Genomic DNA, 15,908 nt, shown 5'->3' with positions numbered 1-15,908 from the left:
TCCCGAATCGGTGTTGCCTCCCGGCGCATTCCGCAGGGGGAGCGATATTTTGCAGCACGAAGTGCAAAGCAAAATATCGCTCATGCCCGAGGACGCGCCGGGAGGCAACACCGATTCGGGACCGGACATACGAATCTACCTGTGCAATTACAAATTCGTAAACTTTTTTGAAAAAAGTGCTTGCGCAGCTCTCGAAACATAGGTTATTATCTTCCTCGTTGAACGCGCGGGTCTAACAAAACGAACCGCGAATCAACAACATAGCATGTCGGAGTGGCGGAATTGGCAGACGCGCTAGCTTGAGGTGCTAGTGACCGCTTTTTGGTCATGCGGGTTCAAGTCCCGCCTCCGACACCATCGCATTTGAGGAGCCTCTTCGGAGGCTTTTTTGTTACCGATAGACGGTGAGGTTCACGATGGAAACGCTTGAGCGCAACGAGTGGGCAGACGTTGCCCAGTTGGTCGAGATCACGAGCGATGCGGTCATCATCTGCGAGTTCGACGGAACCATTTTGCATGTGAATAATCGATTGCTCGACCTGATGTGTGAAGAGCGTTCCGATGTGATCAATGGCGACGTTAAAGATCTCTTGTACTCTTCGGCATTTGAGCGCGCGACAGAGCACCGTCTTCCGTTTGAGACCAATGGAACCGAGAGCGAGTTGATGCTCAAGCTAAGCGACGGTTCCTTTATTCCCGTCCTCGTTCGTGCCGGCTCGGTTACACCGCCTCGCATCTTTGGCCGCCGCGCGCCGCGCGTTCTGGTGGCGCTCCATAGCATCGAAGAACAGTATTCGCACGACCGTCAGCTCAAGCGCGCACTTTCGGAGCTCAGGGTGGCGAATAAGCGTCTCTCGGGCACGTTGTCGGTCATTATGAGCACGGTAGGCTCCGATGAGCTGCCCAGTTTGCTGGATACCGTTTTGAACCAACTTGTAGGAACGCTCGATGCCTCGGGTGCTGCCATTTATTTTTCTGAGAGCGGCGGGTTTAAGCTTCGCGGCGTTTCTAAGGAGCTGCATGACAGCTACCTGCCCGAGTTTATGCCGTATGGCGCAGGCATCCCGACGTATGTGCTTCGCGAGTCGCGTGCGTGCCGCTTGTCGATTCAACAGGACCTGGAGGGCGATCGAGTCGCCTCGGGTATGTTCATGGACTTGGACAACCGTTCTAAGCACCTGCTACGCGTGCAAGATATGCCTCCATACCGTAGCGAGATCTGCCTTCCCGTGTTTTACGGTACTCAGGTTCTTGGCGTATTGGAGGTCGGTTGGAAACGTCCGCAGGCGCCGCTTGCCTATGACGTCAACGTGCTCGAAGTCATTTGCGATTACCTGTCCATTCAGCTGGTCGGCATGGCATCGAGCCTGCGTTCGCGTCGTACGGCAGAGCTCGGCCGCTCGCTCAATGTGCTGCGTGATGAGTTGTTTGCCTATCTTGATGATGCTGCTGCCGCCTCGCGTGCTGTGTCATCGGAAATCTGCGCCGTGCTCAATTGTCATTTCTGCCCCGTGGAGTATGATGCGGGCCTCGAATCCTATGTCATCGATTTTGAGGGCGGCAGTCGTGTGGCGTTGCCGGGCGATCCGGAGTCGCTCTTCTTTTCTGTCACGACGCCAGCGGCGCGCCTGGGGGCAACTTCTGATGGGTTCGAGACATCGGTGCTGGGCGGGACGAGCGCTGACGATCTTAAACACGTGCGTCTAACGCGTGTGGACGAATCCACGCCTATGGGTACATGGCTGAGGGCTCACGGCCTGCCGTGCCAGGGACTATATGTCGACTCTGGTATCGAGGCGGGGCGCTATCGCTCGGAGGCGGATGGCAAGCGAAGCAGCGATGCGATTGTTCCCGCTGATGTCGCCAAGGGGCCGACGACACGCGCCTTGCTGCTCCGCGATGGTAGCCAGGAGCCAATCGACGATCTTGAATACGACTACATGGTGCATTTGGCGCACGACTTTGAGTTGATCTATGAGGGCGAGTCTCAAAAGCGCGAAGAGCGCCATATCGCTCAGACGCTTCAGATTGGCATGAGAAATTCGCTTAGTGACGTTCCGGGTATCGCAACCGATTCGGTATACCTATCGGCAACGAATTCGGCGTTGGTCGGCGGCGACTTCTATACGCTTGTTCGTCTTCCCGACGATTGCGCCGTTATGATTTTGGGTGATGTGTCCGGCAAGGGAATCGAGGCGGCGTCGATGTCGGCGCTCGTTAAGACAGCGTTGACGGCTTATGCCTGGGAGGGCGCGGGGCCCGCACGCATGGCCCGCTCGCTCAATAGTATGCTCATGGGCTTTTCGAGGGTCGAGACGTTTGTGACGGCGTTTATCGCCAAGATCGATCTTAAAGCGGGCCGAGCTACCTATTGCTCGGCGGGACATCCTCCCACCATGGTCATCAGACCGTCGTCGACGCCGCTTGGCGGCACGGAAGCCCGAGGGGGAGAGGTGGAGCTCCTTGGGTGTCAATCGGGCGTAATCGGTGCCTTTGAAAGCATGGTGTACGAGACGGGCGCCTTTACGTTCGCTCCTGGTGACATGCTCTTTATGTATACCGACGGAACGATTGAAGCACGCGATCGCTCGGGTGCTTTCTTTGGCGAGCGGCGCCTTCGCGACCTTCTGCTCTCTGTCTCGGGTGAGGGCGTATCGGGAATCTGCGGTAAGGTCTTGGGCGAGCTTGACCGCTTTACCGAGTCGGCGCTGGACGATGACATCGCGCTGGTTTCCCTTGAATTTTTACGAGGTCGATCGTAGACCGCGACGCTTGACGGGCAAAATCTTCGCAGTTACAGATACGTATGCATCGAGCGAACTCTTTTGGGGAACCATGGTCGTATGAATGAGTGGAATGACATAGCGGTTTTGACGCCACCGGGCGATATCGACATCGCCTCGGTGACCGCGTTGCGCCGACGGTTGGATAATTTGATCGGCCGGGGCGTGCGTCGTGTTGTCATCAATTGCCAGACTGTGAGCTTCATCGATTCGACGGGCTTGGCGTTTTTGCTCACGCGTGCCAGGGAGCTCATGAGGCGCGAGGGCTTGCTTTCGCTTGTTAATGCGTCCGATGAGGTCGTTCGCTTTTTGGAGATTGCCCGACTTGTCGACATCCTCCATGTTGCAGGGCCGCCGCGCGAGTCAATTCCTGCCATTCCGGTGGGGGAGTTGCCGCGCTGGAGCAAGAGCGTCGAGGTGCGCCAGGGCATCGAGAATCTTCCGTACTACCGACACCGTATTGCCGAGCTGCTTGAATCGCTTCCGCTGCGTCGTGACGAGCGCTATGACGTCGCATTGGCATCGGGCGAGGCGCTGGGCAACGCGTATGACCATGCGGACGGTATCGGATGCATCCTGACGGTTCAGGCCTATGGCGATCGCGTCGTGATTGAGGTCGTCGACCGTGGGGCGGGCTATTCGATCGACGGGTCGAGTGAGCCGGTTACGACTGAGGAACGCGGGCGTGGAATCAAGCTCATGCGCATGTTGGTCGACAACGTGGAGGTTGCCCGTCGTACGGATGGTGCCGGTACGCGTGTTCGGATGGTCAAGCTGTTTAGCGGAACGTTGGAATCGTGCGCCTAGTAAATCGTTTTGACATGTTTATCTGCCAAGAGCATGTGGCGGACAACTTTTTTGAAAAAAGTACTTGCGTCTTTTGGGCAACTCGCGTAAATTAATAACCCGCAAGCGGACATGGCTCAGTTGGTAGAGCACAACCTTGCCAAGGTTGGGGTCGCGGGTTCGAGCCCCGTTGTCCGCTCCATTGCATTTCCGGACCGTCTCAAGCGGTCCTTTTTCGGCGAAGTGGCCAAGTGGTAAGGCAGAGGCCTGCAAAGCCTTTACCCCCGGTTCGAATCCGGGCTTCGCCTCCAGGCAACATCCGGGCGCTCCGGCGCCCGTTTTGTTTTACATATGCGGACATGGCTCAGTTGGTAGAGCACAACCTTGCCAAGGTTGGGGTCGCGGGTTCGAGCCCCGTTGTCCGCTCCAAGCGCAACAGCCCGACTACCACGGTAGCCGGGTTTTTTCGTACCCGTTGTTTCGTACCCGTTGCTTGGCCTCGAACTTTTTTCAAATTATTCGAAAATAGTTCTTGCATTTGGGTGGATCATCCCGTATATTAAATCCTTGCAGGCGGACATGGCTCAGTTGGTAGAGCACAACCTTGCCAAGGTTGGGGTCGCGGGTTCGAGCCCCGTTGTCCGCTCCATTTGGGCGTTTAGCTCAGGGGGAGAGCGCTTCCCTGACACGGAAGAGGTCAGAAGTTCAAATCTTCTAACGCCCACCAAATGTTCGCAGCTCAGAGGCTATGTCCTCTGGGCTGTTTTGTTTTGGTCGCCAAATCGCCGGCAAAAGGTACCTCGATTCATGAAAGAGCGGTTCTGAGCGTCTGTTTAGCCTTGTCATCTCAATCGAGTGGGGGTTGACCATTTTGAATATAACCGTACATCTCGTTGATGTTTCTGCGATCGATCTCGGCGAGACCGTTGATATGGCATTAATCGCGGGACGCTATGCCTTACGTGCTTCCAACGGTGATCTCCCAATTGCGTCTCGGAGGGAAGCTGCAGGCGTGGGTCTGCTGCTTCGCGACGCCCTGGGTGTCTTCGACGACACCCAGCTTGCGCGTTCTGCTTTCGGCAAGATCGAGCTTGCGGATGGGGAGGCGCCCTCTATTTCCATTTCACATGGCGGAAGCGTGGCCGTCCTCGCTGTTTCCGATGTTGCTCGGTCGGTTGGAGGACCTATTGGCGTGGATATCGAGGCGATCGATGAGATTGCTCCCGTTGCGGTTGGGCGTATGGTGAACGATGACGAGCGCGCGTGGATTAACGCTGCTCCCAATTTGCAAGAACGCAATCTTCGCATGAGTCAGACGTGGACGCGCATCGAGGCCATCCTCAAGGCTGAAGGCGTCGGGTTTTCGATTGACCCTCGCAAAGATGGCATGCCCGGCGGATGGAATACTTCGTCGGTGACATACGGTCGCTGCGTCATCTCTTGTGCGGCACGCTCTAAGCCTCGTATCGTCGTCAAGGAGCATGCCTTTCGGGTAGCATAGGAGCCAATCGCCAATAGGGAAGGCCGCCATGTCACTGAACGCTCAAAACGATATTGCTTCACGGATCGAGGATGCCGTCTTTGAACTTATGGCGACAACTCCGGTGCAGTCGATTAAGGTGGCCGAGGTACTTCGCCTTGCCCATACATCCAAATCGACGTTCTATCGCTGTTATCGCTCTGTCGATGATGTGGTTAAACGTTTTGAAGATGAGCTGCTCCAGAATATGCAGGACATCAATGATGTTGCGCTGGAGGCTCGCTTTGGCGATGCGCAGCTGGACCCTACGCCCACGATGATCAAGCGCATGGAGATCCTCAAGGCTAATCGCTCGAAAGTTTTGGCGCTTAACAGCGATAACGGCGACCCCGTGTTTGCTCACAAGGCAACGATCTTTATGCATGACTATTTTCGCAATCGGCTTCGCTCGACATTTTCCGATGAAACGGACCTCGACCTGTATCTAGCATTTGCGCTTGCGGGCCACCATAACCTCATTCAGTATTGGCTCGAGGCCCGGCCCGACCTTGAGGCGCGCACCGTTGCCGCCGCCCTCAATCGCATGTTCTACGCACCGCTCTTTGTCGACGATGCATCGCGTCATCGACACCCACGTATTCCCGATTTTGAAAGGCCAGTCGCGTGAGCGGTCGATATTTGGGGATAAACGGTTGTATTCAGGGCGAGTTTTAGATATCTCTGATCATTAGCTCAAATAATACGAGTCCGTTTATCTGCTATTTGGAACGCTTAGCCCCGATGCGTCCCATATGATGGGACACATCGGGGCTTTTTGTCTCACGTGTCTCGTTTAACCCCTCATAAACTAAAGCTACGTTCAAAAGAACCACTGCAGTAGTTCAACGTGTGACGGCACAGAAAAGCCGCGAGCGCTCTCTCACCTTCGCTCGCGGCCGGACTGCGCCATCACTCCGTACACCTTCACATGATTAGGATGTGATATTCAGTGGTTACGCTCGGAAAGAACATGCGCAGCGTCTCGATTGTAGGCGTGGGCTGCACCCCGTTCAAGGATTTTGAGGAGCATCCCGAGACCCAGGGTATTGGCGAGGGCGAGGCGTTTGGCTATGCGGCCCTCGAGGCAATTGCCGATGCCGGTCTTGAGCCCCGCGATATCGACTTTTTCTATCACGGCAGCGCCAATCCGTATCTCGTTGGCGATTGCATTACCCCCAACATGCAGGTTGCCGATTGGTTTGGCGTTCGTGCCAAGGGCTCCGTCCATCATTCCGAGGCTTGCTGCACGGGTTACGTCGCCCTTGAGCAGGCCGTGATGGCGGTTGCTTCCGGTGCTTACGACGTTGTCCTTACGGGTGCCTGCGATTTGGCTTCGACTCTTCCCGTCGAGCATATGCCCTCCCATATTCGTCAGGACTTTACGCTCGACGTCATGATTCCCTCGCTCGATAAGATCTATGACCGCGCGTATGGTCGCCCGCTCGACGGCGCCTTTGGCGTGTCGTTCGACAACTGGATCAACGAGTATTCGATGCAGTACGACCTTACCGCCGATCAGATTGATGACGCCCTGAACGGCCTTACCAAGAGCCTTCGCCGCGGTGCCGTCCTGAATCCCCTTGCCTGGTACGAGACTACGGTCGAGGAGGACGCGAAGGCAGCCGGGTTCGATACCGCCGACGAGTATCTCAAGAGCATGTATAACCCGCGCGTTACGCAGTACCTGCGTGTTACCGGCTTTGAGAAGAAATGCGACGGTGCCGCAGCTGTTGTCGTGATGCCCACGGAGAAGGCCAAGGCCATGGGCGTGCCGTATGCGCCTATTGAGGTTTTGGGTACGGGCGCTTCTGCGGTCGAGGCCGGCCTGCTTCACAACGAGCACTGGGCTACCGAGCTTGCCGCCAAGCAGGTCTACGACCTTACCGGCGTGAGCCCCGACGAGATCGACCTGTTTATGTGCAATGACTTCTTCCTTGCTTCCGAGATCGTCTCGGCTGAGGAGTGCGGCTATATTCCGCGCGGCGAGGCTTGGAAGTACGCGATCGATGGTCGCACCGCTTTTGACGGCGATAAGCCCATCAACCCGCACGGTGGTCGTTGCAACTTCGGTCACGCCCATGGTGCATCCGGCATCGCCGATATCGTTGAGGCCGTCAAGCAGATGCGTGGCGTCGCCGGTGCTACCCAGATGAAGAAGGTTCCCGAGACGGCGTTCCTGCGCGGTTTTGGCGGTTCTCAGAACGTGCGCTGCCAGATTCTTCGTACCGTCGCCTAAGCGACCGCGGTTTTCGATTTCCCATAAGGAGTATTCTCATGCAACTCAAAGATATGGAGCCCGTGGTCAAGAAGTTCTACACGGGTCTTGAAGAGGGCATCTATTGGGCGCGCCAATGCCCCGAGTGCGGAGCCGTCGAGTTTCCGCCCCACCTTGCCTGCAATGCCTGCGGCTATCACAAGACCGATTGGGTCCAGGTTTCCGGTCACGGCCATCTGATCGATTTTACCTTGCCTGGTCCGCAGAACGACAAGCCCTACCTTAAGGAGTATGGCAAGTACGCCTACGGCGCCGTTGATATCGACGAGGGTTCTCAGTACACCTACGTCATCTACGGCATTACCAAGAAGAAGGCCCCCGAGATTCGCGCCAAACTCATGGCGGGCGAGACCGTTGGCGTCCATGCCAAGGTCATCGACCGTCCGGGCTACAAGGAGCTTACGTTCGAGCTTGACGACTAAGTTTTCACCCTTGTAACAATTCGATTCCTCTCTTAGGCCACGGCGGGACCCATGTCTCCAGCCCGCCGTGGTCGCCCCTCTTTTTTATCTTAGAAAGGCTTTGCCATGAACGAAGAACTCACTCAGCAGATCTGCGATTTTGCCAAGTCCGCCTACAACTATGACGGCGATGTGACCCCCGAGACGACGTTCGAGACCCTGGGCAAGGGCTCGATGAAGATGATCGCCCTGACGTCCATGATCGAGAACGAGCTCGATGCCGAGGTTCCCGTTCGCGAGGTCATGGTCATGAAGACCATCGGCGAGCTTATCGAGCGCACTGCCGAAGAGATGGAGTAACTGCCATGGACCTGATGCAGACCCTGCGCGAGCAGGCTGCCGCCAAGCCTATGCGCGTTGCTTTTCCCGAGGGCGAAAACGAGACCATGATGCAGGCGGTCGCAAAGATCGCCGCCGAGCATCTTGCCGAATGCGTGCTGGTTGGCGACGGCGGTAAGCTCAAGGAGCTTGCCGACGAGCGTGGTATCTCCCTTGACGGCATCGAGATTGTCGATGTGACCGACGAGGAGGCGAACGCCGCTTGTTGCGAGCGCTACCTTTCTCATCCGGATTGCAAGTTTAAGCCCAAGGGCGCTGCGCGCCGTATGACGCGTCCGCTTGAGCGCGCCCTGATTTTGCAGGTGCTCGGCGATGTCGACGTTATGTTCGCCGGTATCGATAACGCTACGGGCGATATCATCCTGGCGGGTCAGGCCATCGTCGGTCTTGCTGACGGGGTGGACACTGTGAGCTCGTGCGGTATCGCCGACATTCCCAACTGGAACGGCGGCGAAGGTGGCCTTTTGGCTTTTGGCGATTCTGCCGTTTGCGTTGACCCCACGAGCGAGGAGCTTGCCTCGATCGCGATTTCGTCGAGCGAGACGGTGCGCTCTCTGACCGGATGGGATATCCGTTGCGCGTTGCTTTCGCATTCGACTGACGGTTCGATGGACAATGAACTTGTCGACAAAGTGCGCCGTGCTCGCGAGATTGCCAACGATCGCCGTCCCGATCTTGCCATCGACGGCGAGTTCCAGTTTGATTCGGCAATTAACCCCAAGGTTGCGGCCAAGAAGGTGCATCGTGAGTCCGCTGTTGCGGGCCAAGCCAACGTGGTCATCTGGCCCGATATCAACGTGGGCAATATCGGCGTCAAGATCATCCAGAATCTGACCGGCGCCAATGCTTACGGTCCCATGCTTCAGGGCTTCAAGAAGATCGTGTGCGATTGCTCGCGCTCTGCGCCCGTCGATGAGATCGTCGGCAACGTGGTGATGAGCTGCGTGCGCGCTCAGGCGCTTAAGGAGGCTTAAGGTATGTCCGATAAAAAGACTCCCTGGCGCATCCTGGTAATCAACCCGGGTTCCACTTCCACGAAGGTGGGCGTTTTTGAGGGCGATGAGTGCAAGCTCAGTAAGAACGTTGCGCACGATGCGAAGGACCTTGCCCAATTCGACGGGGTTTCGGCTCAGATGCCGTATCGCTGCGATCTGATTCTCGGGGCACTGGAGGAGGCGGGCCTAAAGCTCGAGGTCTTTGATGCTTTTGTCGGTCGCGGCGGTGGCTTGCTTTCGCTGCCCGGTGGTACGTATGCCATCAATGAGGTCATGCTCGAGCATGCTCGCGTTGGCGCAAATGGCATTCAACACCCGGCGCAGCTGGGACCCCAGATTGCCTACGAATTTGCCGTGAAATGTGGCAAGCCCGCCTTTGTGGTGAATCCTCCCGATACTGACGAGCTGTGCGACCTCGCACGTATGACGGGCATTAAGGGCGTGTATCGAAACGTGCATCTGCACGCCCTTAATCTCAAAGAGACCGCCATCCGCCATGCGGCAAAGCTCGGTCGCCCCTATGATGAGTGCAACTTCATCGTTTGCCATATTGGCGGCGGCATCTCTATCTCGGCTCATCTTAAGGGCAAGATGGTGGACGGCAACGACATCGTCGGCGGCGAGGGCCCCATGGCACCGACGCGCTGCGGATCGGTTCCCGCGATCGAGGTCGCAAAGTACACCGCGGAACACGGCCTTGATGTCGCCCGTGCCCATTGCATGAAGACCGGCGGTTTTGTCGATCTTTTGGGTACCTCCGATGCCATCGAGGTGTGCGAGCGTGCCGCTGCGGGCGATAAGGCTGCAGCTCGCGCCTGGGATGCAATGGTTTACCAAATCTGCAAGTGGATTGGCGAGATGGCCTGTGTGCTGAAGGGCGACGTCGACGGCATCTTGCTCGGAGGTGGCATGGTCCACAGCAAGGAGCTCGTTGCCTCGATTGAGGAATGCTGCTCTTGGATCGCCCCCGTGTCGGCTTATCCCGGCGAGTTTGAGCTCGAGGCGATGGCGTCTGGCGCTTGCCGCGTGCTCGATGGTGTCGAGGAAGCGCTCGTGTACAGCGGAGAACCCGTGTTCACCGGATTCAACGACTAATAGTGCTGTGTTTGGGGCGGCCGCTGGTGATGCCTGGCCGCTCCGACCTTTTTCTTTAAGTGTAAGGATGGATCATGGATAAAAGCAAGATCAAGTACCTGGTGGGCATTTATGCTGCCGCCATGTGCATTATGGGCATGTTGGTGCCCGTCCCCATCGTGGCCTCTGTCGCGGCGGCGTTTCCCAACGAGAACATCGCTGCCGTTCAGATGATTATCGGCATCATCCCGTTGATGATGGCGCTGTCCGCCATGCTCGTGTCTTCCCAGCTCGCTTCGCGCGTGTCCAAGAAGAAGACGACGCTCGTCGGTCACGTTATCGTGATGCTGGCAGGCGTCTCGGTGCTGGTGTTCCACGACTCGCTCGGCCAAGTCTTAGCGGCTTCTGCTGTCATGGGCCTTGGTCTCGGTGCCGTGCAGAATTCAACGGACGCTCTTATCGCGGATTACTTTGGCGGAAAGCAGCGTTCGTTTGTCATGGGCATCTACTCCACCTTTGTTGCTCTTGGCGGCATTATCTGGACCATGGTGTCCGGTATTTTGGGTTCCGCCGAATGGTTTCATAGCTATGCGGCGTACTTCATCATGATCATTTTCATCGTGATTGAGGCTGTTTGTCTTCCCGAGGGTCATCTTGAGCCCAAGCGCAAGGTCAATGTGTTTGCCAATATGCCTAAAGAGGTCGCGATTATCACGCTCATGAGCTTTGTGTTCGTACTCACGTTCCAGCTCTTCAGCTCCAACGTTTCGCTGCTTGTTGTGGGTCGCGGCTTTGGCGGTACCGTGGAGGCCGGTCTTGCCTCTACCGTTATGACCGTTGCCGGTATTGCGGCTGGTCTTTTGGTCGGTCCGCTGTTTGCCAAGTTTAAGAACCTGGCTATGCCGATTGCGTGGGGCGTGACGCTCGTTGGCCTGGGCCTGACGCTGGTTGCGCCCGCCTTTATGGTGCTGTGCGTTGCGGGCTTTGTCGTTGCGCTAGGCAAGGAGACCTACGTGCCGCTGGAGGGCAATTTTGCCGCCGGCAACTCTGCCCCCGAGGGACGTGCGTTTAACCTTGCCATTGGCATGGCCGGCATCAACTTTGGCATGGCACTGTCTCCCATTGTGTTTGAGGCCGTGACGTCGCCGTTTGGTGCGACGATTGACCAGAAGTTCATCGCCGGCATGATCGTCTGTGCGGCTTGTGTCGTCTTTGGCGCCATCAAGTATCGCAAACTCACCCCGGCCCAGCTTGCCGAGGCCGAGAAGATGGCGGCCGGCGGCGAGGCGGAGTAGCCGTTCGAGTAGTTGCTTTGCCGCACATCATGTTTTATCGGGGCCGCCGACATATGCCGGCGGCCTTCTTTCTATCAATGACTTTGAAAGGCTTACGGCTATGAAGTTACCTGTCAACCGCGTTACCGGTATTCTCAACGGCTTCTTTAACCCGCTATTGCTCTGCGCGTTTCTCCCCATCATTGAAGGGGCGCCCGGCTTGGATCTGACGAGCCCCACGGGCTTTTGGGGACAACTCATCGTGGCCACGGTGATCGCCGAGGTTCTGAGCGCACTCCCGCTGTTTGGCAAAACGGTTGGTATGTGCCTGGACTTTTTTGGTTTTGAGCGGGGGAGTGCGTCACACAAGATCGCCGGTACGGTCATCGGTGCCACGCTCCTTTTTATGGTAATCGGTTTTGGCGAGATTGCCTTCCGGGGAGGATTCGGAACGATTGAAGGCTGTACGTTCTTCGCGCGTTGGGCAGGTCTTGTCACAAAGGGGTGGGCTTTTGTGGTTATCGCCGGCGTGCTGCTCGATCCCTTTACAGCGGCTCTCGGCCGCATGGCAGCTCGCGAAGAGAAGAAATAGTTCCTCGTCTATCGAATGCCGGCGGACGGGGTGCCGGGGCTGCAGTCTTCCGAGCGTTTGCAGTCCTGTCACTCCGTCCGCCGGCATTCGACCGCAACATGTTGGTCAAGCATAATCTTTTGGATTCTTTTGGCGTGAGCGGCTTGGTTTTGGTAGGATTTGTCGGCGGCTTGACTAAGGGGGTTTTATAACTGCCATGCAGGTAGCCGTGTTGGTAACGTTTTACCGACTTGCCAAGAGCCCCTCATAATTTATGTGTCTGCAAAATGACCAATTGCTTTGACCTGCTAAAACACTATATGTTGTGTTTGATCTAAAAAAAGAATACAGGATATAGATGCGTCTTTGTCGTATGATAGATGGCGGACAGAGAACGAAGGCCTTAACTGCCTCTTTTGAACGTGTCCCCGAGCCGCTTGATCGGCTCCTGGGCATGTCCGCATGGAGGCATATGGTTTATCGAGAACACAGATTGCGCGACGGCGCCGCAAGACAGGGGCACGCCCTGCCGGGCATCGTTTGGCTCTGAAGCGCAATGAGACTACGACGCGAAAGAGGCAAGAGGATGAAGATCATCAAGCGCAGCGGCACCGAGGTCGTCTTTGACATCGAAAAGATCGTCAATGCCATCCGCGCCGCAAACTTGGAGGTCGAGGAGAGCTCTCGTCTAACCGACCGTCAGGTGGTTTATGCGGCACAAAACGTTGCCGAGGCATGTGAGAATGCCGGACACACCGTTTCGGTCGAGGAGATCCAGGATTTGGTCGAGGACGAGATCATGCGTCTCGACTGCTACGAGGTTGCCCGCCACTACATCATCTATCGCTATGTTCAGAGCCTGAAGCGCCAGAAGAACACGACCGATGACAAGATTCTGTCGCTCATCGAGTGCAACAACGAAGAGGTCAAGCAGGAGAACTCCAACAAGAACCCGACCGTCAATTCCGTCCAGCGTGACTACATGGCCGGCGAGATCTCCAAAGATCTGACTCAGCGTGTGCTGCTGCCCCAAGAGATCGTGGATGCCCACAATGAGGGCCTGATCCACTTCCACGATTCCGACTACTTTGCCCAGCACATGCATAACTGCGACCTTGTGAACCTGGAGGATATGCTCCAGAACGGTACTGTTATCTCGGGTACGCTGATTGAGAAGCCGCACAGCTTCTCGACGGCCTGCAACATCGCGACACAGATCATCGCCCAGGTTGCATCCTCCCAGTATGGCGGCCAGTCCATCTCGCTGACCCATCTCGCTCCCTTTGTTGAGGTGAGCCGTCAAAAGATTCGCGGCGAGGTCACCCGCGAGCTCGAGGAGCTCGGCGTTTCCGCATCCCCCGAAAAGGTCCGCGAGGTTGTTGAGGACCGTCTGCGTGACGAGATCCGTCGCGGCGTCCAGACGATTCAGTATCAGGTCGTGACCCTTATGACCACCAACGGTCAGGCGCCGTTCGTGACGGTCTTCATGTATCTCAACGAGGCTCGTTCAGCGCAGGAGAAGCACGACCTTGCCATGATTGTGGAGGAGACGCTCCGTCAGCGCTATGAGGGCGTTAAGAACGAGGCCGGCGTGTGGATCACTCCGGCGTTCCCCAAGCTTATCTACGTGCTCGAGGACGATAACGTTTACGAGGATTCCCCGTACTTCTACCTGACTCAGCTGGCTGCGAAGTGCACCGCCAAGCGCATGGTGCCCGACTACATCTCCGAGAAGAAGATGCGCGAGCTCAAGCTGTCGAAGGGCGAGACCGCGGGCAACGGCGACTGCTATACCTGCATGGGTTGCCGCAGCTTCCTGACGCCCGACCGCTCCGGTAACGGATTTAACAACGTGGCCAACGCGCTTAACTATGACCCGAACAAGCCCAAGTACTACGGTCGCTTTAACCAGGGCGTTGTGACCATCAACCTGCCCGATGTCGCGTTGAGCTCGCATCAGGACATGGATAAGTTCTGGAAGATCTTCGACGAACGTCTTGAGCTGTGCCATCGCGCCCTGCTGTGCCGTCATGAGCGTCTGATGGGTACGCTTTCGGATGCCGCACCGATTCTTTGGCAGTACGGCGCCCTGGCGCGTCTGAAGAAGGGCGAGACGATCGACAAACTGCTCGTGGGCGGATACTCCACCATCAGCCTGGGCTATGCCGGCCTGTATGAGTGCGTCAAGTACATGACGGGCCACAGCCACACCGAGAAGGAGGGCACGCCCTTTGCCATGGCCGTCATGCAGCGCATGAACGACAAGTGCGCCGAGTGGAAGGCGGAAAGCGATATTGACTTCTCGCTGTACGGGACCCCGCTTGAGTCGACGACCTACAAGTTCGCCAAGTGCCTACAGCGTCGTTTTGGCATCATCCCAGGCGTGACGGACAAGGGCTACATCACCAACAGTTACCACGTCCACGTGTCCGAGGAGATCGACGCATTCGACAAGCTCAAGTTCGAGGGCATGTTCCAGCAGCTTTCGCCGGGCGGTGCCATCTCCTATGTCGAGGTTCCCAACATGCAGGACAACCTCAAGGCTGTCATCCGCGTGATGCAGTACATCTACGACAACATCATGTACGCCGAGCTCAACACCAAGAGCGACTACTGCCAGGTGTGCGGCTACGATGGCGAGATCAAGATTGTCGAGGATGACGGCAAGCTGGTGTGGGAGTGCCCCAGCTGCGGCAACCGCGACCAGGAGAAGATGAACGTCGCCCGTCGTACGTGCGGCTACATCGGTACCCAGTTCTGGAATCAGGGTCGAACCGAGGAGATCCGCGACCGCGTGCTGCATCTCTAATAATCATCCCAGGCTGTCCCGTAGCGAGGCCCCGGACCTTTACTCGCTATTTCGGACAGTCCTGGCTCACGACGGAGGCGCCACTGGCGCCTCCTGTTCGTGCGGAACTCATATCGAGCAAAGGTCCGGGGCCTCGCTACGGGACAGCCAAGTTGATGTAGCTGAGATGCAGCATGCGGTCTGCTCACCCCTCGAAGTTCTTAGCGGAAATGAGTTGACTTGCAACAACGCTTTGCTTGCGATGACGGTTGAGCTGCAACCCAGTTTTTATTGGACCTCGAACCCTATGCTCGATGTTCGCTTCGTTCATTGAGTTACCCTTTGCATGAGGCCGGGACATATCGTCCCGCCCGCAGTTTCGCAGGCCGCAGGCCGAGAATGTTTGAGGACGGGATGATATGTCCCGGCCTCCCGGGAGAGTTACCTATGAACTATGCGAACATTAAGTATTTCGACATTGCTGATGGGGAAGGCGTCCGCACTTCTCTGTTTGTGAGCGGGTGCCGTCGTGGGTGCAAGAATTGCTTTAACTCCGTCGCGTGGGACTTTGCCGCGGGCGAGCCGTTCGATCGTGCCGTCGAGGACAAGATTATCGAGAGTCTCGATCATCCCTTTATTGACGGCCTGACGATTCTGGGCGGCGAGCCTATGGAGCCCGAGAATCAGGCGGGGCTCGTTGAGTTTGTTGAGCGTGTTCGTGCCGCTTATCCTGCGGGGTCAGGAAAGACCATTTGGTGTTTTACCGGCGACGTGCTCGAGGAGCTTATGCCGGGCGGTCGCCACCATACCGAGGCAACGGATCGTATCCTTGCCTGCCTCGATATGTTGGTGGATGGCCCGTTTGTTCAGGATCTGTACGATATCTCATTGCGCTTTAGGGGTTCGAGCAACCAGCGCGTGATCGATATGAACGCTACGCGTGCCCGTGCTGAGCGCGAGGGCGTTGCGCTTTGTGATGCGGTTGAACTTTGGCGTGATGATCCGGTCTATTCGACCCATACTATGTAGCTTGTGGTCGATGC

Annotated in this window: 14 protein-coding genes and 6 tRNA genes; all 20 read left to right on the top strand. The window is 56.8% G+C overall.

The window, feature by feature from the left end; translation table 11 throughout:
* Window positions 1-202: hypothetical protein (locus DXB98_RS10490; RefSeq protein ID WP_233505149.1), on the top strand; the 202-nt coding region annotated here is incomplete at its 5' end.
* 65 nt (window positions 203-267) lie between these two features.
* Window positions 268-357 (top strand) — tRNA-Leu (locus tag DXB98_RS09140).
* A 59-nt stretch (window positions 358-416) separates the two neighbouring features.
* Window positions 417-2,762: a GAF domain-containing SpoIIE family protein phosphatase gene (locus tag DXB98_RS09135; protein ID WP_117743883.1), complete on the top strand. Its 2,346-nt coding sequence runs from the start codon at window positions 417-419 to the stop codon at window positions 2,760-2,762.
* Between the two features lie 81 nt (window positions 2,763-2,843).
* Entirely contained in the window at window positions 2,844-3,590 is a 747-nt protein-coding gene (locus tag DXB98_RS09130; RefSeq protein ID WP_117735335.1) for an anti-sigma factor antagonist, read from the top strand.
* 105 nt (window positions 3,591-3,695) lie between these two features.
* Window positions 3,696-3,771, top strand: a tRNA-Gly gene (locus DXB98_RS09125).
* Window positions 3,772-3,806: 35 nt separating this feature from the next.
* Window positions 3,807-3,880, top strand: a tRNA-Cys gene (locus DXB98_RS09120).
* Between the two features lie 42 nt (window positions 3,881-3,922).
* Window positions 3,923-3,998 (top strand) — tRNA-Gly (locus DXB98_RS09115).
* Window positions 3,999-4,142: 144 nt separating this feature from the next.
* Window positions 4,143-4,218 (top strand) — tRNA-Gly (locus DXB98_RS09110).
* 3 nt (window positions 4,219-4,221) lie between these two features.
* Window positions 4,222-4,296 (top strand) — tRNA-Val (locus DXB98_RS09105).
* A gap of 285 nt (window positions 4,297-4,581) precedes the next feature.
* Window positions 4,582-5,070: a 4'-phosphopantetheinyl transferase superfamily protein gene (locus DXB98_RS09100; protein WP_158553188.1), complete on the top strand. Its 489-nt coding sequence runs from the start codon at window positions 4,582-4,584 to the stop codon at window positions 5,068-5,070.
* A gap of 28 nt (window positions 5,071-5,098) precedes the next feature.
* Window positions 5,099-5,716 (top strand): TetR/AcrR family transcriptional regulator C-terminal domain-containing protein, encoded by a 618-nt coding sequence (locus DXB98_RS09095; RefSeq protein WP_117743881.1) that lies wholly within the window; start codon window positions 5,099-5,101, stop codon window positions 5,714-5,716.
* A gap of 321 nt (window positions 5,717-6,037) precedes the next feature.
* On the top strand, window positions 6,038-7,324 hold the full coding sequence (locus DXB98_RS09090; protein WP_233502238.1) for a thiolase family protein: 1,287 nt from the start codon (window positions 6,038-6,040) through the stop codon (window positions 7,322-7,324).
* A 38-nt stretch (window positions 7,325-7,362) separates the two neighbouring features.
* On the top strand, window positions 7,363-7,785 hold the full coding sequence (locus DXB98_RS09085) for a Zn-ribbon domain-containing OB-fold protein (RefSeq protein WP_117583871.1): 423 nt from the start codon (window positions 7,363-7,365) through the stop codon (window positions 7,783-7,785).
* A 105-nt stretch (window positions 7,786-7,890) separates the two neighbouring features.
* On the top strand, window positions 7,891-8,124 hold the full coding sequence (locus DXB98_RS09080; RefSeq protein ID WP_055251381.1) for an acyl carrier protein: 234 nt from the start codon (window positions 7,891-7,893) through the stop codon (window positions 8,122-8,124).
* Window positions 8,125-8,129: 5 nt separating this feature from the next.
* Window positions 8,130-9,137, top strand: a complete 1,008-nt coding sequence (locus tag DXB98_RS09075; RefSeq protein WP_117735332.1) for a phosphate acyltransferase — start codon at window positions 8,130-8,132, stop codon at window positions 9,135-9,137.
* A 3-nt stretch (window positions 9,138-9,140) separates the two neighbouring features.
* Window positions 9,141-10,253, top strand: a complete 1,113-nt coding sequence (gene buk, locus DXB98_RS09070; protein WP_117743880.1) for a butyrate kinase — start codon at window positions 9,141-9,143, stop codon at window positions 10,251-10,253.
* Between the two features lie 74 nt (window positions 10,254-10,327).
* Window positions 10,328-11,527, top strand: coding sequence for an MFS transporter (locus DXB98_RS09065; RefSeq protein WP_117743879.1), 1,200 nt, complete (start codon window positions 10,328-10,330; stop codon window positions 11,525-11,527).
* Window positions 11,528-11,627: 100 nt separating this feature from the next.
* Window positions 11,628-12,098 carry a hypothetical protein gene (locus tag DXB98_RS09060; RefSeq protein ID WP_117743878.1) on the top strand — a complete coding sequence of 157 codons (471 nt, stop codon included), beginning with the start codon at window positions 11,628-11,630 and terminating at the stop codon, window positions 12,096-12,098.
* 565 nt (window positions 12,099-12,663) lie between these two features.
* Window positions 12,664-14,886, top strand: coding sequence for an anaerobic ribonucleoside-triphosphate reductase (nrdD, locus tag DXB98_RS09055; RefSeq protein ID WP_117743877.1), 2,223 nt, complete (start codon window positions 12,664-12,666; stop codon window positions 14,884-14,886).
* A 426-nt stretch (window positions 14,887-15,312) separates the two neighbouring features.
* Window positions 15,313-15,894: an anaerobic ribonucleoside-triphosphate reductase activating protein gene (gene nrdG, locus DXB98_RS09050; RefSeq protein WP_117735327.1), complete on the top strand. Its 582-nt coding sequence runs from the start codon at window positions 15,313-15,315 to the stop codon at window positions 15,892-15,894.
* The last annotated feature ends 14 nt before the right edge of the window (window positions 15,895-15,908 follow it).

Origin of the sequence: Collinsella sp. OM07-12 (assembly GCF_003438275.1) — a bacterium.
Lineage (GTDB): Bacteria > Actinomycetota > Coriobacteriia > Coriobacteriales > Coriobacteriaceae > Collinsella.
This window is presented reverse-complemented; position numbering and strand designations above follow the sequence as displayed.